Origin of the sequence: Novilysobacter antarcticus (genome assembly GCF_019802285.1) — a bacterium.
GTDB classification, from domain to species: Bacteria; Pseudomonadota; Gammaproteobacteria; order Xanthomonadales; family Xanthomonadaceae; genus Novilysobacter; species Novilysobacter antarcticus.
In genome coordinates this window covers 109,649-128,215 of record NZ_JAIEUJ010000002.1, presented here as the reverse complement: position 1 = coordinate 128,215, position 18,567 = coordinate 109,649, and the positions used below count along the sequence as shown (strand labels likewise).

Genomic DNA, 18,567 nt, shown 5'->3' with positions numbered 1-18,567 from the left:
GCTGGTGTGACAGGACAGTGGGGGACAGGCCATGAAGCGGATAGCACGATCATGAAAAGCGTATCGGCGAGTCGTGCCCGGCGGTTGATCCGTGGGCTGTGGCTGATGGAGCTGGTGATCCTGCTGCTCTCCGTCAACGCGGCAGTCTGGCTGCGCTTTATCGGTGAACCCGAAGGCCGCGCGATGTTCGTGCAGGCGGCACCTTTTCGCACGCTGCTGGTGGCGATGGTGCTGACCGCATCGATGGCGGCCTTTGCGCTGTACAGCGAGCACGGCCGGCTCAACCGCAAGGAGTTTGGTCTGCGACTGATGGCCTCGTTCGCGTTCGGTGGCATCGCGCTTCTGGTGGTCTATTACCTGGTGCCGCGGGCGTACATCGGGCGCGGTGTGTTGTTGCTGGCGCTTGGGCTGGGCGTCGTCGCCGTTTACGCCTTCCGCATGTTCACCCGCTACCTGTTTGGCGCGGAGTTGTTCAAACGGCGTGTGCTGGTGCTGGGTGCGGGGTACAACGCCCAGTTGATCAACACCTGCATGCGCCGGCGCAGCGACCGCGAGTCCTTCACCATCGAGGGCTTTGTCCCTTTGCCCGGCCAACCGGCGGTGGTGCCGGAGGCGATGCGGGTGGCCTGCGGCGAACCGCTGTGGGAAACGGTGCGCGCGCGCAACGTCCACGAGATCGTGATCGCCCCGGACGAGCGCCGCGGTGGCTTGCCGATGGAGGACATGCTGGCCTGCGCGCAGCGTGGCGTGCGGCTGACCGCATTGCCGGACTTCTTCGAGCGCGAGGCGGGCTTGCTGAACTTGAATGTGGTCGATCCGTCTTCTTTGATCTTCTCCGGTGGGTTTGACCACTCGCTCCCGCGACGGCTGAGCAAGCGCTTCTTCGACCTGCTCGCGGCCAGTGCGCTGTTGCTGGTGGCCTGGCCGGCGATGCTCGTCGTGGCGCTGTGCGTGTGGCTGGAATCGGGATCGCCGATCCTCTATCGGCAATCCCGGGTGGGTGAGGGCGGGCGCAGCTTCGAGCTGGCCAAGTTCCGCAGCATGCGCACCGATGCCGAGGCCGATGGCGTCGCCCGTTGGGCCTCCACCAACGACAACCGGGTCACGCGGGTGGGTGCGTTTATCCGCCTCACGCGCCTGGACGAGTTGCCGCAACTGTTCAACGTCCTGCGCGGCGACATGAGCTTTGTCGGCCCACGCCCGGAACGCCCGCAATTCGTCGCCCAACTGGACGAGCAGCTTCGTTATTACGCGGTCCGGCATTCGGTCAAGCCCGGTCTGACCGGTTGGGCCCAGCTGCGTTACCCGTACGGCGCCTCGGTGCACGACGCGGGCGAGAAGCTCAAGTTCGACCTGTTCTACGTCAAGAACCAGGGCCTGTTGTTCGACCTGATGATCATGCTGCAGACCGTGGAAGTGGTGCTGTTCCGGCGCGGCGCGCGCTAGCGGAAACGCGCCGGCCACCGCGGTAAATGAGCCAACCCGAAAACTGACAAGGAATCGTGCGTGGAAGACACCGAAACTCGCGTTGAACAATTCGTGTACATGTCGTTCCCTCCGGCGGTGCCGGGTGAGGAGTACTCGACCACCCAAAGCCTGATCGAGACCGGGGTGATGGATTCGATGGGCGTGCTGGTGATGGTCACCTGGCTGGAGGAGGAGTTCAGCATCATCGTCGATGACGAGGACGTCATCCCCGAGAACATGGACAGCATCGCCAACCTGGCGCGCTACGTGGAGCGCAAGCTGGCCGAGATGAGCGTGGCTGGATGAGTCGTTACGAAGTCCATCTCGCCGATGCGGCGCGCGATCATCCCGACAAGACGGCAATCATCTGCGGCGAGCACGAGGTCAGTTACACCCGGCTTGAGCTGGCGTCGGAACGGTTCGCCGCCGCACTTGTCAGTCGGGCGGGTCTGGTCGACGGCGAGCGCTGTGTAGTGTTCATGGACAACCGCATCGAGGCCGCGGTCGGCGTGTTTGGCACGCTCAAGGCCGGCGGTGTCTTCTGCCTCATCAATCCGACCACCAAGACCGACAAGCTCGCCTTCGTGCTGGCGGATTGCGAGGCATCGGTGCTGGTCACCCAGGCCAGTCTGGTTCGCGTTGCGTTGGAGGCAGCCCGCCAGGCACCCAGTGTGCGCAAGGTGGTGGTGGTCAACGAGTCCGGAGTGGAGCTTCCGGCGGAGGTGGTGGATTACGAGGATTTTCTGGCGTCGGCGCCGAACCGCGCCCCCGCGCCGGTTGGCATCGACATCGACCTGGCGATGCTGGTCTACACCTCCGGCTCCACCGGCCGCCCCAAGGGAGTGATGATGACGCACGCCAACATCGAGCATGCGGCGACGTCCATCACCACCTACCTGCAGGCGCGCAGCGATGACGTGGTCCTGAGCGTGCTGCCGCTGTCGTTCGACTACGGTCTGTACCAACTGCTGATGTGCGTGAAGATGGGCGCGACGCTGGTGCTGGAGAAGTCGTTCGCGTTTCCGCAAAAGGTGCTGCCGCTGCTCGCGTCGCGGCGGGTCACCGGCTTTCCACTGGTGCCGACGATGGCGGCGCTGATCGTGCAGCTGCGCAACTTCAATCCCGAATGGGCGCGCAGCGTACGCTTCCTGACCAACACGGCTGCAGCGCTGCCCCCGTCCCATATCCTCCAGCTTCAGGACGTCTTCCCGCAGGCGCGCATCTACTCGATGTACGGCATGACCGAGTCCAAGCGCTGCACCTGGCTGCCACCGGAGCAGCTGGCCATCCGGCCCGACAGCGTGGGTATCGCGATCCCGGGAACGCAGGCGTGGGTGGCCGATGACCGGGGCGATGCCGTGCCGCCCGGCGTGGTCGGTGAGCTGGTCGTGCGCGGCGGCCACGTGATGAAGGGCTACTGGAACAACGAGGAGGCGACGGCCAAGGTGCTCAAGCCGGGGCGCTACCCATGGGAGAAGGTCCTGCACACCGGTGACCTGTTCCGCATGGATGACGAGGGATTCCTGTACTTCGTGGGTCGCAAGGACGAGATCCTGAAGTCGCGCGGCGAGAAGGTCAGCCCGAAGGAGGTGGAGAACGTGCTCTACGCGATGCCGGGCATCCGCGAAGCCGCCCTGGTCGGCGTGCCGGACGAAATGCTCGGCCAATCGCTGAAGGCGATCGTGGTCACCGACCAGCCTGGCATGGATGCGCGAGCGGTCATTGGCCACTGCCGGGCCCATCTGGAGGAGTTCATGGTGCCGCGCGAGGTGGAGTTCCGCGATGCGCTGCCCAAGACGGGCACCGGCAAGATCCGCCGCAGCGTGCTGCAGGCCGAAGCCGAAGGTCGCGCCCTATCGGCGGAAGTGGACTAGCAGGGCGCAACGGAAGGCGCTCAGATGTGGATGGGACCGTCACCGTCGCCACGAGTCATGTGCACACGACTGAGGTTTTCCTTCCAGGGCGACAGCGCGGATGCCAGCGCCTTGGACGCCATGAACCCGTAGTTGGACGGACCGGGCAGAAATCCGCTGCCACGTAGTGCTTTGCACCATGCCGCGTGGGACTGGTTGCTGACGATCAGGTCGACGCCACGTGCCCGCAGATGGCGGGTGGCGGCGCAGACCACCGCAGCTTCTTCTCCCGGGAGGGCGAGGCAGTCGACGATGGTTCCCAGCCGCATGTTGTCGAACTGCTTGTGGTTGACCAGGCGCGTATCGAAAACGACGGCCCAGCCGAGGTCGCGGCCTGCACGTGACACCCGCAGACGGATCGGCTTCGGGTTGGTCGTGGGGTACAGGGTGTTCAAGCCGTCCGCATCGCGCAGGGCGATCAATGCGTAACTGTCCAGCGCGGACCGCCAGATTGCGTCGGCCCAGTCGTCGAACCGCTCCACAACATCCACCTTGACCGCCCGGAATCTCCAGGCCGATCTCGCCAGGGCACTGTGCAACAGCTTGATGCCGATCCCCGCAACCCCGGTGGCCGCGGCAACGTCCAGAGCCTTTCGCCGTGCGTTGGTGACCCGCAGGGTGCGGATGTTGCGCAGGAACGCCGGCGGCCGCACCACCCGAAAGAAGAACGGCACCAGCTCGGCGCTCCAGCCCATGCTTGCCAGCACGGTGGGGAGCGGGGTGTGGATCCCTCCCATGCCCAGCGCGTACAGCTTCCGGTGACGCCGCATCGCGTTGGTCAGGATCTCGATGCTCACGCCACTGAACGCGGTATCGATGCTTCCCTCCGACAAGGGCAGCTGGAGGTTCTTGAGGTCTTCCACCACGGTGCCGTTGAGTGCGAAGGGCTGGTGCTTGATCAGGTAGCCGCCGCGCACGACATCGCCGTCAAGCGCCACGAAGCCCTCCATGTAGGTCGGCCGGCCGGGGGACTTCGGCGGCCAGGGAATGTCGCACGAGGCCGGGAACTTGAATGCCGAGCCGCCCGCGCGCATGCGCTGGTTGAAGCAGGCGACCGCCGCCTCGTGGTGCTCGCCGTAGGATTCGATAGCCACCCGCAGACCTCAGGACGTGCCGTGGGCGAGCTTGTGCGCCAGCCAGCGACGCTCAAGCCGGCCGCGCTCGTGCCGCGCCAAGGGATGGACACCGCCGCGGGTGGCGGCGATGTGGTCGAGCAGGGAAGAGACCGGGACGAACCAGCCGCCCCGCGCTGACAGCCGGGTCATCAGTTCAACGAAGCGGCGGTTGATGGCGCCGTCCGTGCAGAACCCCTTGCCGAAATGCGTGTACATGATGCACGCGCCGCCTTCCTCCACCAGTTCGTCCTGCGCGGCCTCCGAGAGGGCGTTGTTGAACCGCGTGCAATCCGCGCCTTCCGAGGAGGCGAACCATGCGTTTGCCCAAGGGCGGTCGGGATCGAAATAGGGCATCCAAGGGCACGATTTGAGGGTGTTCAATCCGGGAAAGGTGAAGTTGCGGACGTAGTCCACCTGCGCCTGGCAAAGGTCGCCCCAGAAGTGGGGGCCGCCGTCGACATGGCCGCCGAAATCGCGCTGGCGAAAGCGCGTCAGGACGTCGTACAGCAGGCGGTGGCTGTTGCTGACGCGCGCATTGCCCCAGTACATGCCATCGCGGCAGTCGGTGTGGGTGGCCAGGGACCGGGGCGGATGGCCGAAGAATTCCGCAAACCGTTCCAGGCCGGTGCGCACTTCCTCCCGTGTGGAGCTGTGGAAGGTGACGTTGTGCAGTCCGATTTCGAAGCCTTCGCGCTGCAACTGCTGCACCCAGGCCAGATAGGCGGGATCGCCGCAGGTCGAGCCGCCGACGACGCTGGGCGCACGCGTGCCCGGCAGTGGCCACACCGACTTGGTGGTTCGCATTCCCAGGTCGCGCAACAACGCATATATGGGCGGCGCGTTGTCTAGCGTGCTCCGATCGGTGTCATCGAAAATACTAAAAGCGAAGCGGTATCCGTCCGGCCACCGGACCTGTGCGAGTGCGGCTTCCGTGTTCATAGCTGCACGTCCTGCGGGTTGCCCCGGACGAGGGTGATCGCCTTGGGGAGCGGGTAGGCATGGGTGGTGGAAAACGCAAAACGCGGCTCGGCGTGACCGTCCAGCCCGGACCGGCGCAGGAACTCGAGGCACGGGGCATTTTTGGCGGTCGGCAGCACTTCCATGACCACTTCGCGTGCCCCCATCTCCCGCGCCCGGTCGACGATCCACGCGAGCAGCGTTTCCTCCAGCTTCCTGCCCATGACCCTGCAGCTGAGGACGTAGTCGGCCACCGTGCAGGTGTCGCCGTCGATCGAGACACCGGCGATCCCGGTGATGCCCGAATCACCCAGGCGGTCGCTGACGCGGAACGCCCACATGTGGTTACCCGGTTGCGCGGTCCATTGCCGGGCTTCGTGCTCGGTCAGGCGGCGGGTGCGCAGGTTCATCTGGTTGGTCTTGTTGAGCAGCTGGACGACCCGGGTCAGGTTGGCGCTTGATACCGGCTCGACCACGACCGTGGTGGCAAGGCCCTCCAGCCAGGCCTCGAGGTCGCCGGCTTCCAGTCGCTCCGCTTGTCGGTGCCGCTGGGCCTGGTAGAAACCGGTCCGCACCGAATCCTCCCCGGTCCGCTGCAGGACATCGAAGCAGTTCAGCTTGCGCAGGGCCTGCGCGTACAGCATCGGGTCCTTGGGCCACTCGGGCACCAGGACCTCGGGCAGGGCCAAGCGTACGCGCTCGCGTTCCACCGGGTTGTCGTCCAGGAACACGACCGACTGCAGGCCGATCTGCAGTTCGCTGGCGAGATCGGCGATGTTCTGCGCCTTGTCCTGCCAGTTGATCCGCCACCCGGCAAAGTCCTCCGCCCGCAGGCACATCTCGGGATGACTTCGTATGGCTTCCAGCGCCACAGCTTCGGTGTTCTTGCTGGCGATGGCCAGAACGATGCCGCGCCGGGTCATGGCCTTGAGCGCCTGCTGGAACTCCACGAACGCCTCACCGGCCTGGTCATGGCCGCCCAGGAGCAGATTCTCCCAGCCAATGTCTCCGACGACGCCGCCCCACAGGGTGTTGTCCAGATCGACCACGATCAATTTGCGCGTGCCACCGCGAAGGGCGGTGATTGCGGCGGCAACGTCGCGTGCGGCCTCGGCGAACACCTCGTTGCCGAACGGCACCTTGCCCATGAACCAGAGCTTTGGCGCATGTGCCCGTGGCCCGGCGGCAAGCAACCATCGTTGCGTATCAAGGACGTAGACGTTGCCGTGCGCCTCCAGGCGCTCAGCCAGACGCAGGTTCATGCGGAGCAGTGCGGCCTGGATACCCAGGTCGCTGCGGTAATCAAGCATTCCCCAGCCCCGGTCCGCCGCGGGCGCCGCCCAGGTGGGAACCAGGACCATCCTGCTGCGCTCTGCGGCGCGCGCCACCAGGGCCGCGTATTCGTCCACCTGGGCGAGCAGGTCCGGGGTGCTGAAATCGCCGAAGCTCAACACCTCCGAAAACAACGGAACCACGGCTTGCGGCTGTGTCCACAGCACCGTGCAATCGGGCATGGGATGCCAGGCCGGACTGTCGGGATCCCGCAGCGTCTGCGCAACCTGGCCGAAAGGGGCGGCAGCGGCGGTAAGTTCCGGTCCCAGCGACCCTGCCTCCAGGTAGTTCACGAGAATCTGGGCATTGAAGTCCGATATCACCTGGCAGTGGGTGGCCTGGGCGGTCTGGTCGGGCATGGCTGGTCGTTTGCTCCCTTGCCTGCCGGTCAACGCGGATCGAGCCGCATGGCAAGGTCGCTGGCGAGGCTGTCCAGCGTCCTGAACGGGTTTTGCTCCAGCGGCAGCCCGATGTGGTCCGAGAGCACCAATTCGACCCCAAGCTCGTCGTGGATCCGCTCCTCGGCATCCACGATGAAGCTCATCAGGGTCAGCGACTCGACGCTGCTGTGGGGGCCGATAAGCGGGAAGTCCGGGGACTTCGCCATCTTCTTTGCAGTCGGCAGTTGCGCGTTGATCGAATCGATCGCGCGATGCAGCAGATCAACGATGGAATCCCTGTGTGTCATTGTGGTCGTCATGGTGGTTTCACGCGGTTAGTGGGTAGTGGGAACGATCGTTTTGCGGCTTCCACTCGGGTTCGTGACCGCGTGGCCGCTGCTGGTCCAGCAGCAGAGTCGACAGGATGCCGACGAAGGCCTGGTTGTCGGCGAAGCCGGTGACCTTGCCCGCGCGCGCCTTGGCAAACAGCCGCGACACTGCGGCGCTATCGAACAAACCCGTGGCGCGCAGATGGGCCGGGTCGAACAGCGCCTGGACATAGTCCAGTGGCTGGCCGTTGACGAAGAAGCTCTGGCTGTCGGGTGCGCGGTAGGGCTGTTTGGTGCGCGACGCGATATCGGCGGGGAGCAGGTCGCCCAGTGCCTTGCGCAGGATGGCCTTCTCGGTGAGCCCCTGGATCTTCCACGCCGGTGGCAGGCGGTTGGCAAACTCGACCACGGTGTGGTCCAGGTACGGAAAGCGGCCTTCGATGGAATGCGCGGTTGCCGCTCGATCGCCCTGGCTGGAAAGGAGGTAGCCGGCGAGCAGGGTCTTGGCCTCCACGTACTGGTCGCGGGCGAGCGGAGCCCAGTCCATGATGTTTTCCGGCAGGTGGGATTCGGCGAAGGCGAGGGCATCCCAGTTCCCGGCAGCGGCACGCAGCTCGGGCGACAGGAAGGACAGCGCCCTTTGCGAGGTGGTCCATCGCGGAACGTGGGCAAACACGGGGCGATCAATGTGCTGCAGTCCCTGGCCGAAGAACGCCGCTGCCAGGGCCGGGTTGGCCGCGGGGGAGTTTTCCAGATAGCCGTACAGACGACCGAGCAGCCTGGGACGCAATCTGGATTCCGGCTGACGGGCCCAGAATCGACGCACCTTGGCTTCCTTGAACAGGTCGTAGCCGCCGAACACCTCATCGGCACCTTCGCCGGTAAGCACCACCTTGTAGCACTGCTCGCGGACCATTTTGGCGAGCAGCATCAACGGTACGCCGGCGGTGCGCAGGACCGGGGTCTCGGTGTGGGCCACGAAGCGCGGGAACGCCGCGCCGATGTCAGCCGCGCCCACGCGAAGCGTGCTGTGCTCGGTGCCCAGGTGGCGCACCATCGCCTGTTGATGGGCGCTCTCGTCGAACTCGGGCTGGTCGAAGGCGACCGAGAAGGTGCGCACCGGGGTGTCGGTGAAGGTGCGGATCAGGGCGACGATGCCCGAGGAGTCCAGACCACCGCTGAGATAGGCGCCGACCGGGACGTCCGCGCGCAACTGCAGGCGGATGGCGGCGATCAGACGCTCGCGCAGCTCCGCTGCAGCCTCATCGATGTTTCGCCATTCGGGCGGCTTACCGGCTTGCCGGGCATCCGGGAAATCCCAGTCCCAGTAGCGGCGAACGGTGTTGCGACCGTCCGCTTCGACGGTCATCAGATGGCCCGGCGGCAGGCTGTAGACGTCCTCGTAGGCGGTATCGGGATCCAGTGGCGCCCAGTAGCTGAAGGTCTGGATCAAGCCGCGCGGGCACAGCCGCGCTTGCTCCGGGACGGCGGCGAACAGCGCCTTCATCTCGGAGGCGAACCACAGCGCGTTGCGGGCCCGGGTGTAGTACAGCGGGCGGATGCCGAAGCGGTCGCGGGCGAGGACCAGTCGCTGCCGCGTTGCGTCCCACAGCGCGATGGCGAACTGGCCGTTGAGATGCTGGACGAAGTCATCGCCGTAGCGGTCGTAGAGATGCACGATCACTTCGGTGTCGGAGCGGGTGTAGAAGCGATGCCCCTTTGCTTCCAGCTCCTCGCGCAGCTCGAGGTAGTTGAAGATCTCGCCGTTGAACACGGTCCACACGGTGCGTCCGGGGTTGTGGATCGGCTGCGCGCCGGTGGCCATGTCGATGATCGACAGGCGGGCGTGGGCGAGGCCGATGCCCGCATCCAGATGGAAGCCGAATCCGTCCGGCCCGCGGTGCCGCAGCGTGCCGATCATCGCCTCGAGGGTCGCGCGCTCCTCCCCGATGCCCGCCGGGTGACCGAGGTATCCGGCCAGGCCGCACATGCTCAGGCGACCCCGGAGCGAGGCGCGACGAGTGCGTCGGCCGGTCGGGAGCTGGAGGCACGCCGCGGCTTTGCCGTGCACCGCCTGGCCCGCCGCTCGGGCGGGCGATCCCGGGTCAGGGAAGCCCGGCGCGAATCGGCTACCGGCAGCGGACGCAGCACCGAGCTGTGCCATTCCACCACCTCGCCGCACTCGAAACGGATCCAGGAAGGCCCGTAGAACCAGTGCTCCGCATCGTCGGCGTTGATGACCGGCGGACCCAGAAGCGCAGAGACGCTGTCTGGTTCCATGCCCAGCTCGATGAAGGTCGGCGCGATTCCCGCCGGATTGCCGAAAGCGACGGATGCCTCAGGTGCGGTCCTGGTGGCGTCGATGCCCTGGCTGGGGAGCAGGGTGTACAGCGGAATGACCGCCACCAGGCTGAACACCAGCAAAAGCCAGCGGTTGGGCGGGTCGTAGGGAATCGAAGACCGTGGACGCCGGCGGATTTGCACCGTTCGCTCGGACCTGGGTGGTGGCGGGGAAAAACGCGCCCGTGATTCGGGAACCGCTCCGGGAAGCCGGCCATAGTGCCGATGGAACGCGAGTGCCGCTGCGTAGTCCAGGTTCAATTCCTTGAGCCTTTCCGAACTGTCCTGTGCGCCCGACATCCGGTCCGGATGCAGTTCACGCACCCGCCGTCGGTAGGCCTGCTTGAACGCCGGCAGGCTGCAGCCGGGCTGTATTCGCAACTGCCGATACAGCTGCAGGAAGTCCGTATCGCAGTTCATAGCGATGGTTCCACACTTTCCGCGAGGCCATCGCTCCTGCGGCAGAAAAACTGGGGAAGTGCCGCCATCGCCCGGAACAGGTGGTTTTCCATCCGTGCCGCGACGGCGACCCGCGGGATGTCGTAGCGGGGCGAGTTGCGGGTGGCGATTCCGCCGTAGTAGGAGAACGCCAGTCGTACGCCGGCGTCCTGCAGGCACTGACGGGTGCGCTCATCAAATGCGTCCGGGCTGCCAACCGGGTAGGCGAAGTAGTCCATCGTTTGGCCCAGTTCCGCACGCAGCCGCGCCGCGCAGCCGGAGATTTCCGCGCGCTGTTGCGCCAGCGAGCGTCGGGACAGGACAGGATGGTGGACGGTGTGGCCGCCGATGGTCATGCCGTTTGCGGCCATGTCGCGGATCATCTTCCAGTCCATCCAGTGCTTTGCGACGGGCGCGACGTTGGATCCGCACCGCGCCTGTTCGCGCAGGCTGTCGAGCAAGCGGGCCGCCTCCTCGCCAGGCGCCGCCTTGTAGGCGCTGAGCAATGCACGGATCACGCCGGCACGCTCGCCGGGGCGCAGCAGCAGCGGACCGGGTATCCATTCGGGAAGATCCAGCTGTCCCACGGTGGTGGTGCGGACCAGCATGGCGATCTCATCCCACCACGGCAGGCAGGGCTCGTCGATGAACCCGGTAGCGATGAAAAAGGCAGCGGGAAGACGATGCTTGCGCAGCAGCGGGTAGGCCAGCTCGTAGTTGTCCAGATAGCCGTCGTCAAAGGTGATTGCGACATGGCGGCTGCCCCGCCGCGAAAGCGCGGACTCTATGTCGTCCAGCCCGATGACGTCACTGTGGGTCTTGAGGAACGCCAGCTGGGCGTCGAACGCCTCGCTGGACGCGCTCCATAGATCGCGGTCGTGGATCGACCGGCTGCCATCGCCCACCCGATGGTAGTTGAGGATGAGCACCCCCTCCCACGGAAGCGCAGTCGACAACACCCGGCGCAGGCCGGGTGCCGCAAGCAGTCTTGCCGTCTTTGTCTTCTTCCCCATTTCACCCTCTAGGCCATGCGCGACGGTCCGGGTCTGTTGCGAATTGGATTGTCGTCATGGAGAACAACGGCGAAACGCAGGGATACCGGCAACCGCTGCTCGCCTGTGACACGCACGCGGCCGGGCGAGGCCGGGAATGGCGGCAATCGCCGTTGTAGAAATCATGCACAAGGCGCAGAGACTCCCGACCCCGCTCCCGCCGCCGAGAACCGGCAGACCGGGCCGCGACTCCAGCCGCTCCGGCATCCGGCCAATGCGCCGCTTGCGCGCCCTGTTGTCCGGGCTGGTCTGCCTGTCCAGTCTGCTTGCCCAGCCGGCTCTTGCGGCGGAATGGTTCGTGTCCACGACCGGCAGCGACACCACCGGCGACGGACGTTTGCAGTCGCCATTCCGCACCATCAAGCACCTGTTGGCGCAGAACGAAGGCATCGCCCGGGCAGGCGACACGATCGTGCTGCGCGGACCGCCGGGCGACAACACCTACAACGAATGCGATGTGCGCCTGCGGGTACCGCTCACCCTGCAGTCCTATCCCGGCGAGCGCGCGCATGTGCACTGCGACATCCACACACCCGACAGTGTGACCATCCAGATCGACCCGTCAGCGTCGGGCAGCACGCTGAGAAACCTCGAGATCAGTGGTGGCGGCGTGTACGGGGTGATGATGCAGACCAACTGGTCCCAGGGCGACGCCGAGGGCAACACCGGTGCGTCCAACATCCTCCTTGAGGACCTGCTGATCCGCGATACCGGCCGCGATGGCATCAAGATCACGCCACAGTCGAACAACGTGACGGTACGACGCACCGAGATCCGCAACACCGGTTTGATCTATCCGCCGGGTACGCCGACCGACGACATGAACGCCGACGGCATCGACAACGTCAACGGCTCCTCGATGCTGGTGGAGGACAGCTGGATCCACGGCATCGCGACCACCGGCCTGTACTTCAAAGGCGGCGCGGCGGACGTGGTCATTCAGCGTAACCGGATCGAAAACACGGGCGTCGCCGGAATCCTGGTGGGTTTTGATACCAGCCCGGAGTACTTCGACATCAGCAAGAACCCGCGCTACTACGAATCGATCCGGGGGATCGTGCGCAACAACGTGGTCCGCAACACCGCCTACGCGGGTATCGGGCTGTACGCGGCGAAGGATGCGGTCGTCGCCAACAACACGATCATCGACGCGGCCCGGGTCGGCCACGCGGCGCTCTATTTCGGCATCAGTTTCCAGGACTGGGGCTCGCACGTGGGGCGCCCGCCCAGCGTCAATCCGCGAGTGCTCAACAACCTGGTGCGGATGCAGGGCGGTCGCTGCATCGAGATCCGGCGATCCGATGAGCTGGGCGGGCTGCTGGGGCTGGAGGGCTCGCCGGGCAGCAACTGGAACGGGTTCGAGGACGCCGGCTGCCGCTTTGTGGACAACCGCGCGGGGCCCGGATTACTGCCGGCGTCCGCAGGCTCATTGTCGCAATGGCGCAGGACGACCGGCTCTGATGGCGACAGTCTGCTTGCCGTTTTTCCGTTGGCCGACGATGGCAAGCCTCTGGCGGGGAGCCCCGCGGTCGGAGCGGGCACCATCGTGGCGGACATCAGCGATGACATCGAGGGCGCCAAACGGACACCGCCGTACACCATCGGCGCGTTCCAAAGCGTCGCGCCTGCCACGGTGGGTGTGGTTCCGATGACCCTGCGTCCGAGTGAGTCGGCAGGAAGCACCGCCGCCGGGTCACCGCTTCTCGCCCTGGCGCCATTCGCGAAAGCCCTGCCAGCCAAGCAACGCCGCTGGCTATCCATGGCGCCCTGGATTGCCGCGCTGGTGTTGATGCTGGGGGCGATTGCCTACGGGGTACTACTGATCCGCAAGCGCAACGTCACCGGCTGGCTGTGGGCGTACCTGCGCCAAGACTGGCGCGAGCCGGTTGCGGCAGGCACCACCCGGCATCTGCTGTTCTGTTTTGTCGATCACTACGAACCGGGCTGGCAGAGTCCGGGCCTGGCGGTTGAACGCGCCCGTGTCGCACGCTGGAGCCGCGACCTGCCAACGCTGTGTGGCCCGCACCGTGATTCCGACGGCCGGCCGCCCGTGCATACCTTCTTCTACCCGGAGGAGGAGTACCGGCCCGAGCACATCGATGCACTGGTGGAGCTTTGCCGACAGGGACTGGGCGAGATCGAGATCCACCTGCATCACGACGACGATACCGAGGTAGGGCTGCGCGAGAAGCTGTCCGGGTTCACCGAAGTGCTTGCCCGACGTCACGATGCGCTGCCCCGCGACCCGTTTTCCGGCCAGCCGCGCTGGGCGTTCATCCACGGCAACTGGGCGTTGGACAATTCCCACCCCAGCGGTCGCCATTGCGGAGTCAGCAACGAGCTGGTCATCCTGCGCGAGCAGGGCTGCTATGCGGATTTCACCCTGCCGGCAGCGCCGGATCCGTGCCAGACGCGAACCATCAACAGCATCTACTACGCCAAGGGCGATCCGACCCGGAGCAAGTCCCATGACACCGGCGTGCGGGTGCGGACGGGCGGGGTTGCGGAAGGCGACCTGATGATCATCCAGGGGCCGCTGGGCTTGCGGTGGAAGGACCGCAAGTTCGGCATCTTTCCGCGCATCGAAAACGCCGATGTGCGTGCCGGCAGCCCGCCCACGCCCGAACGTATCGACGGTTGGGTCAAGACCGGGATCCATGTCGCCGGGCGGCCGGAGTGGATCATTGTCAAGGTGCACACGCACGGCGCCGAGGAGGTGGACATGGATACCTTGCTGGGCAGCGCGATGGACGAGGCGTACACGTACATGGAGTCGCGCTACAACGATGGCGAGCACTGGAAACTCCACTACGTCAGCGCACGCGAGACCTACAACATCATCAAGGCGGCGGAGTGCGGGCTGTCCGGGAACCCGGGTGGCTATCGCGATTTCGATATTCCACGACCCGCCTACGGCATCAACCACTGCCAGGAAACACAAACGAGGGCCGGCGCGTCAGGCACCGAGGAGCGCAATGCCTTCGTCAGCTGACAGCCGACGCGCACCGGGAACCGAAGCAAGGGGATCGTCCGCATGAGGGTGGGGATCGTGGGCTGCGGCAAGATTGCCGATGGCCACGCAGAACAACTGCAGACCGTGGCCAGGGCAGAGCTGGTCGCGGCGTGCGACCGCGAGCCGCTGATGGTGGAGCAGTTCGCGCAGCGCTGGCCGGGGCTTACCCGTCATACCGACTTCGCCCGGATGGTCCGCGAGGAGCGCCTGGACGTGGTGCACCTGGCCACGCCGCCGGATTCGCACGTCGCGCTGGCTTGTGCCGCCCTGGAAATGGGCTGCCACGTCTTTGTCGAAAAGCCGTTCGCACCCGATGCAAAGGGGGCTGCGCAGATCCTTGCGGCGGCGCGGGTCGCCGGCAAGCGGGTCAGTGTCAACTACCTGTACAACTTCGAGTCGCCCGCATTGGGCCTGCGCGACCTGCTCGACGCCGGCACGCTTGGCAGCGTCGTCCACCTGGAGACCGCGTTCGGCTACAACCTCGCCGGTGACTACGGCACGGCAGTGATGTCCGACCCGATGCACTGGGTCCATCGGCTGCCCGGCAAGCTGTTCCACAACGTGCTGGACCATGTCCTGGCCAAGCTGGTGGCCCACTTCGATGACGATTTCACGGTGCAGGCGATCGGTCTGCGACGACGACCGGCGAGCGGCAACGAGGCGATCGACGCGATGCCCGACGAATTGCGGTTCATGCTGTGCGGCGGCAACGGCGTGACCGCGAGCGGCATTGTCAGCTCGCACGCGCGCCCGGTTGCGCACACGTTGAAGGTGTATGGCAGTCACGACACGGTCGAGTTGGACTACTCGTGCCGGACCCTGGTGCGTGCGGCCCGTCAGACCCAACCCAGCGCGCTCGGCCGGTTGTTCCCACCGTGGGTGCAGGCGTCGCGCTTTGGTGGCAACGCGCTGCGCAACGTGGCGGCGTTCGGGCGCTACGAGTCCCACTACTTCCAATGCATGCGGGTGTTGCTGGAGCAGTTCTACGCCGCCATTGAAGACAACGGCGTGGACCCGGTACCGCACGAGGAGATCCTGCGCGTGGCAAGGATGATCGATGCCATCGTGGTGGCGCTGGAGGTGCGCGCATGAGGGTGCTGCTGACGGGAGCGGGCGGGTTTCTTGGCCGACACCTGGCGCGGAGCCTTCTTGCGGAGGATGTCGCGGTTCTCAAGCTCCACTTCCGCCACTCCGCGCCGGAGGACTTTGTCACGCAGCTGAAGCAAGCCCACCCGGATGCGCGCATCGAAGTGGTGCTGGGCAACCTGCTGTACGCCCCGGACGCTACCGGCTTGGTGGCGGATGTGGATTGCGTGGTGCATGCGGCGGCGGGAATGCGCGGCAGTCCGGCCGACATGTTCGCCAATACCGTGGTGGGGACACGCAACCTCCTGGATGCAGCTGGTGCGGCCGGAGTGGGGCGGATCGTGCTCGTCAGTTCGTTCTCCGTCTATCGCACCGAGCCGCTTGCCGACACTGCGATGCACGACGAGTCGGTGGCCGTCGAAACAGTCGGGATCGACAAGGGGCCGTACGCCTACGCGAAGACGCGTCAGGAGCACCTGCTGGAGGAGTACCGCGAACGTTTTGGTTTCCAGACCGTGGTGCTGCGACCCGGGGTGATCTACGGGCCGGGCGGCGGCGCGCTGTCATCGCGCGTCGGCATTCGCGCGCTGGGCCTGTTCTTCAACCTGGGACGCAAAGCGACCCTGCCACTGACCTACGTCGAGAACTGTGCCGATGCGATCGCGCGGGCGGCGGTGGCCGGTGTCGATGGCCATGCCTACAACGTGGTCGACGACGAGCTGCCCAGCTGCAGCACCTACCTGCGCGGGTATCGGGACAACGTGGAGCGCTTGCGGGTGTTTCCTGTTCCGTACTGGCTGTTCCTGCTCGGCTCCAGGTTGCTGGTGCGCTACAACAAGGCATCCAGGGGCCAGTTGCCGGCGGTGTTCACGCCGTACGTGGTCCGCTCGATGTACCGCGACTTCCGCTATCCCAACGCTGCCCTCAAGCGCCTGGGTTGGCAGCCGCGGGTCACCACCGGCGACGGTCTACAACGCACCTTCGATTATTTTTCGCAGCGCATGGACTAGGCACGGGCGGCCGCGTAGAACGTGTCGTGGCTGCGTCGCATCGCCTCGATCGAGGCGTTCGCGCAGACCCATTCCCTTGCGGCGCTGCCCAGACGCGTTCGCAAAGCGTCGTCGTGGAGCAGTGCTTCCAGGGCTTCGCGCGTCGCCTCGCGATCATCGGGCGGGACCAGAAGGCCGGTGCGCCCGTCGGAGACAATTTCCGGGTTGCCGCCCACCGCCGTTGCCACGATCGCGAGTCCGGCAGCGCCGGCCTCGAGCAGCGCAATCGACAGTCCCTCGGTCAACGATGGCAACGCGAATACATCCAGCGCTGGCAGAAGCTGGGCGACATTCGCGCGTGCGCCGAGGAAGTGCACGCGCCCGCGGATGGACAGCGAGTCGGCCAGTGCTTCCAGCTCCGCGCGCAAGGGGCCGTCTCCGAGCAGGACCAGCTCGACGGCCGGGCAGGCCGCGGCCAGGGCGGGCATCAACTCCAGCAATAGGCGGTGGTGCTTGAGCGCGACCAGCCTGCCCACCGCGCCGACCAGCATGGCGTCCGGCGCCACTCCCAGAATCGTGCGCGCGGCGCGGCGTGCCTCCGCGCCACTGGCGAATCGCCTGGTGGGGATGCCATTGAGCAGCACCTGTGCCCGCTGCGCGCGGACCATGCCGGAGCCGACGAAATGGTCCTGGACCTGGGCTCCCACCATGGCCACCCGCGCGGTCCACGGCAGGGAAAGGCGGTACAGCCAGCGCAGGCGACGGTTGGACAGTCGTGACCCCATGTTGTGGCAGGTGTTGACCAGCACGCGGCGCCGGCCGGAAGGCCAGGCCAGGGCGATGGCGGCGTAGTAGTTGGGTACGAAGTTGTGGGTGTGGACGATATCGGCGTCGCAATCGATCACGGCGCGTCGCAGGGCGCGAATCACCCGGGTGTCGAAGGCACGCCGCTTGTCGCCGACCACGACCGCTACGCCGGCCGACTCCAACTCGGCGGCGAAGCTTCCGCTGCCGGTGATGCTGAAGACGAAGACCCGGTGTCCGCAGCGGGCCTGCTCGATCGCCAGATCGGTGACGACACGCTCCAGCCCGCCCATTTCCAGGCAGTCCACGACGTGGACGATGCCCGTGTCCCGCGGTCTTGCCGCCGTTGCGGCGCGTTCATCGCGCTTGATCTCCGGGGCGGTTGGCAGATTGATGACGGTCACGCGGGGACGAAGGCGCCGGCGGCAGGTTTGCGGGCGACGTAGTAGATCCACGGGTCATCAAACGCGGCCGGGTTTCGGCGGCCGACCAGGTCGATCGCAGTAACGTCGGTGAAGCCTGCCGCATTCAGACTTGCCCGCTCGTGGTCCGGGTCGACATACACCGTCAGCAGGGAGTGCTCGTACGCCTCGTCATTGACCACTGCGAAGGACTCGCCCATGACCTGCCTGTGTGCAAGCCGCCGTCTGTTGCGCGCGCGACGCGCGCTGGAGGCAATCGCGCGACCGACGCGAACGGCCAGCCGCAATGGATTGGCAGTCCGGAGCACATGCGCTCGCGACAGCGGAGGCAAACGGCCACCCAGGACCCGCAGGTTGTGCGAGGAATAGACCAGTGCTCCGCCCGGGCGGAGCACCCGCATGAACGCCGCCAACACCGAGGCGCGCTCGTGAAACTCGACGTAATCGATGCCGTTGAACGAGAACAGGACCAGGTCGTAACTGCCGTTTTCATGACCCTCCAGGGTCCTTGCATCGCCGATGTGGGTATCGACGTCCGGAAACCGGTTGCGGCATGCGGCGATCATCGCGTCGGAGATATCGAGTGCGCGATAGCTGCGGGCGACGCCCAGAAGATACCCGGTGGTCCGTCCGCCGCCGACGCCAACGTCAAGCACGTCGCCGCGGACCAACGGCCAGACCTCACCGAGCGCGGCGACCTCCGCCGGGGTCAGTGCGGAACGGCTGGCAAAATCGCGAACCACGGCCGCAGTCCGGTAGGCATCACTGTTCAATCCGCACTCCACAGGTTGGGGACGCTGTTTTGCGTCGGCCAGGGCCGCCGCGTGCATACACAAGCAAACGGACTGCAGGGGAGTTTCCGGCCTGCCGCGGGAAAGGCCGCTTGGCCGACAGGGGTACCGCTATGCGTTTGCCCCAGTAGCCTTCGCC

Annotated in this window: 15 protein-coding genes; 6 read left to right on the top strand and 9 right to left on the bottom strand. The window is 66.0% G+C overall.

Annotated features, from left to right (window positions below; translation table 11 throughout):
- Positions 1–51 precede the first annotated feature (51 nt).
- From KZ491_RS05325 to KZ491_RS05315, 3 genes are read left to right on the top strand one after another with little or no spacing between them, the layout of a single operon-like run.
- On the top strand, positions 52–1,446 hold the full coding sequence (locus KZ491_RS05325; protein WP_222564858.1) for a TIGR03013 family XrtA/PEP-CTERM system glycosyltransferase: 1,395 nt from the start codon (positions 52–54) through the stop codon (positions 1,444–1,446).
- 60 nt (positions 1,447–1,506) lie between these two features.
- Positions 1,507–1,773, top strand: coding sequence for an acyl carrier protein (locus tag KZ491_RS12725; protein WP_222564857.1), 267 nt, complete (start codon positions 1,507–1,509; stop codon positions 1,771–1,773).
- Positions 1,770–3,341, top strand: coding sequence for a class I adenylate-forming enzyme family protein (locus KZ491_RS05315; RefSeq protein ID WP_222564856.1), 1,572 nt, complete (start codon positions 1,770–1,772; stop codon positions 3,339–3,341). Before KZ491_RS12725 ends, KZ491_RS05315 begins: the two co-directional genes overlap by 4 nt.
- Positions 3,342–3,361: 20 nt before the next feature.
- Here the strand turns inward: KZ491_RS05315 and KZ491_RS05310 are convergent, their stop codons facing one another.
- The 7 genes from KZ491_RS05310 to KZ491_RS05280 are packed head-to-tail and all read right to left on the bottom strand — an operon-like array spanning position 3,362 to position 11,284.
- Positions 3,362–4,474: a hypothetical protein gene (locus KZ491_RS05310; protein WP_222564855.1), complete on the bottom strand. Its 1,113-nt coding sequence runs from the start codon at positions 4,472–4,474 to the stop codon at positions 3,362–3,364.
- A gap of 9 nt (positions 4,475–4,483) precedes the next feature.
- Positions 4,484–5,434 carry a polysaccharide deacetylase family protein gene (locus tag KZ491_RS05305; RefSeq protein WP_222564854.1) on the bottom strand — a complete coding sequence of 317 codons (951 nt, stop codon included), beginning with the start codon at positions 5,432–5,434 and terminating at the stop codon, positions 4,484–4,486.
- Positions 5,431–7,143: an HAD-IIIC family phosphatase gene (locus KZ491_RS05300; RefSeq protein ID WP_222564853.1), complete on the bottom strand. Its 1,713-nt coding sequence runs from the start codon at positions 7,141–7,143 to the stop codon at positions 5,431–5,433. The genes KZ491_RS05305 and KZ491_RS05300 overlap by 4 nt, the downstream gene beginning before the upstream one ends.
- Before the next feature lie 29 nt (positions 7,144–7,172).
- Positions 7,173–7,472 carry a hypothetical protein gene (locus KZ491_RS05295; protein WP_222564852.1) on the bottom strand — a complete coding sequence of 100 codons (300 nt, stop codon included), beginning with the start codon at positions 7,470–7,472 and terminating at the stop codon, positions 7,173–7,175.
- A gap of 19 nt (positions 7,473–7,491) precedes the next feature.
- Entirely contained in the window at positions 7,492–9,483 is a 1,992-nt protein-coding gene (gene asnB / locus KZ491_RS05290; protein ID WP_222564851.1) for an asparagine synthase (glutamine-hydrolyzing), read from the bottom strand.
- A gap of 2 nt (positions 9,484–9,485) precedes the next feature.
- Positions 9,486–10,253 (bottom strand): J domain-containing protein, encoded by a 768-nt coding sequence (locus KZ491_RS05285; RefSeq protein ID WP_222564850.1) that lies wholly within the window; start codon positions 10,251–10,253, stop codon positions 9,486–9,488.
- Positions 10,250–11,284, bottom strand: coding sequence for a polysaccharide deacetylase family protein (locus tag KZ491_RS05280; protein WP_222564849.1), 1,035 nt, complete (start codon positions 11,282–11,284; stop codon positions 10,250–10,252). The genes KZ491_RS05285 and KZ491_RS05280 overlap by 4 nt, the downstream gene beginning before the upstream one ends.
- Before the next feature lie 253 nt (positions 11,285–11,537).
- On the opposite strand from KZ491_RS05280, the gene KZ491_RS05275 reads away from it, so the two are divergent.
- The 3 genes from KZ491_RS05275 to KZ491_RS05265 are packed head-to-tail and all read left to right on the top strand — an operon-like array spanning position 11,538 to position 16,432.
- Complete coding sequence (locus KZ491_RS05275; RefSeq protein ID WP_222564848.1) at positions 11,538–14,315, top strand: right-handed parallel beta-helix repeat-containing protein; 2,778 nt, start codon at positions 11,538–11,540, stop codon at positions 14,313–14,315.
- 42 nt (positions 14,316–14,357) lie between these two features.
- Complete coding sequence (locus tag KZ491_RS05270) at positions 14,358–15,428, top strand: Gfo/Idh/MocA family protein (protein ID WP_222564847.1); 1,071 nt, start codon at positions 14,358–14,360, stop codon at positions 15,426–15,428.
- Complete coding sequence (locus KZ491_RS05265; RefSeq protein ID WP_222564846.1) at positions 15,425–16,432, top strand: NAD-dependent epimerase/dehydratase family protein; 1,008 nt, start codon at positions 15,425–15,427, stop codon at positions 16,430–16,432. Before KZ491_RS05270 ends, KZ491_RS05265 begins: the two co-directional genes overlap by 4 nt.
- On the opposite strand, the gene KZ491_RS05260 is transcribed toward KZ491_RS05265, so the two are convergent.
- Positions 16,429–17,619, bottom strand: a complete 1,191-nt coding sequence (locus KZ491_RS05260; protein WP_222564845.1) for a glycosyltransferase — start codon at positions 17,617–17,619, stop codon at positions 16,429–16,431. The two genes, KZ491_RS05265 and KZ491_RS05260, sit on opposite strands and share 4 nt — an antisense overlap.
- The gene (locus tag KZ491_RS05255; RefSeq protein ID WP_222564844.1) at positions 17,616–18,410 is read right to left on the bottom strand and encodes a class I SAM-dependent methyltransferase; all 795 of its coding nucleotides are present in this window, start codon (positions 18,408–18,410) and stop codon (positions 17,616–17,618) included. Before KZ491_RS05255 ends, KZ491_RS05260 begins: the two co-directional genes overlap by 4 nt.
- Positions 18,411–18,567: the final 157 nt, after the last annotated feature.

What these genes read in the sequence shown, in the direction of transcription:
- KZ491_RS05325 (WP_222564858.1), top strand. Translation starts at nt 52, where the DNA reads ATGAAAAGCGTATCGGCGAGTCGTGCCCGGCGGTTGATCCGTGGGCTG.
- KZ491_RS05315 (WP_222564856.1), top strand. Translation starts at nt 1,770, where the DNA reads ATGAGTCGTTACGAAGTCCATCTCGCCGATGCGGCGCGCGATCATCCC.
- KZ491_RS05305 (WP_222564854.1), bottom strand. Translation starts at nt 5,434, where the DNA reads ATGAACACGGAAGCCGCACTCGCACAGGTCCGGTGGCCGGACGGATAC.
- KZ491_RS05300 (WP_222564853.1), bottom strand. Translation starts at nt 7,143, where the DNA reads ATGCCCGACCAGACCGCCCAGGCCACCCACTGCCAGGTGATATCGGAC.
- KZ491_RS05295 (WP_222564852.1), bottom strand. Translation starts at nt 7,472, where the DNA reads ATGACACACAGGGATTCCATCGTTGATCTGCTGCATCGCGCGATCGAT.
- asnB (WP_222564851.1), bottom strand. Translation starts at nt 9,483, where the DNA reads ATGTGCGGCCTGGCCGGATACCTCGGTCACCCGGCGGGCATCGGGGAG.
- KZ491_RS05285 (WP_222564850.1), bottom strand. Translation starts at nt 10,253, where the DNA reads ATGAACTGCGATACGGACTTCCTGCAGCTGTATCGGCAGTTGCGAATA.
- KZ491_RS05280 (WP_222564849.1), bottom strand. Translation starts at nt 11,284, where the DNA reads ATGGGGAAGAAGACAAAGACGGCAAGACTGCTTGCGGCACCCGGCCTG.
- KZ491_RS05275 (WP_222564848.1), top strand. Translation starts at nt 11,538, where the DNA reads ATGCGCCGCTTGCGCGCCCTGTTGTCCGGGCTGGTCTGCCTGTCCAGT.
- KZ491_RS05270 (WP_222564847.1), top strand. Translation starts at nt 14,358, where the DNA reads ATGAGGGTGGGGATCGTGGGCTGCGGCAAGATTGCCGATGGCCACGCA.
- KZ491_RS05265 (WP_222564846.1), top strand. Translation starts at nt 15,425, where the DNA reads ATGAGGGTGCTGCTGACGGGAGCGGGCGGGTTTCTTGGCCGACACCTG.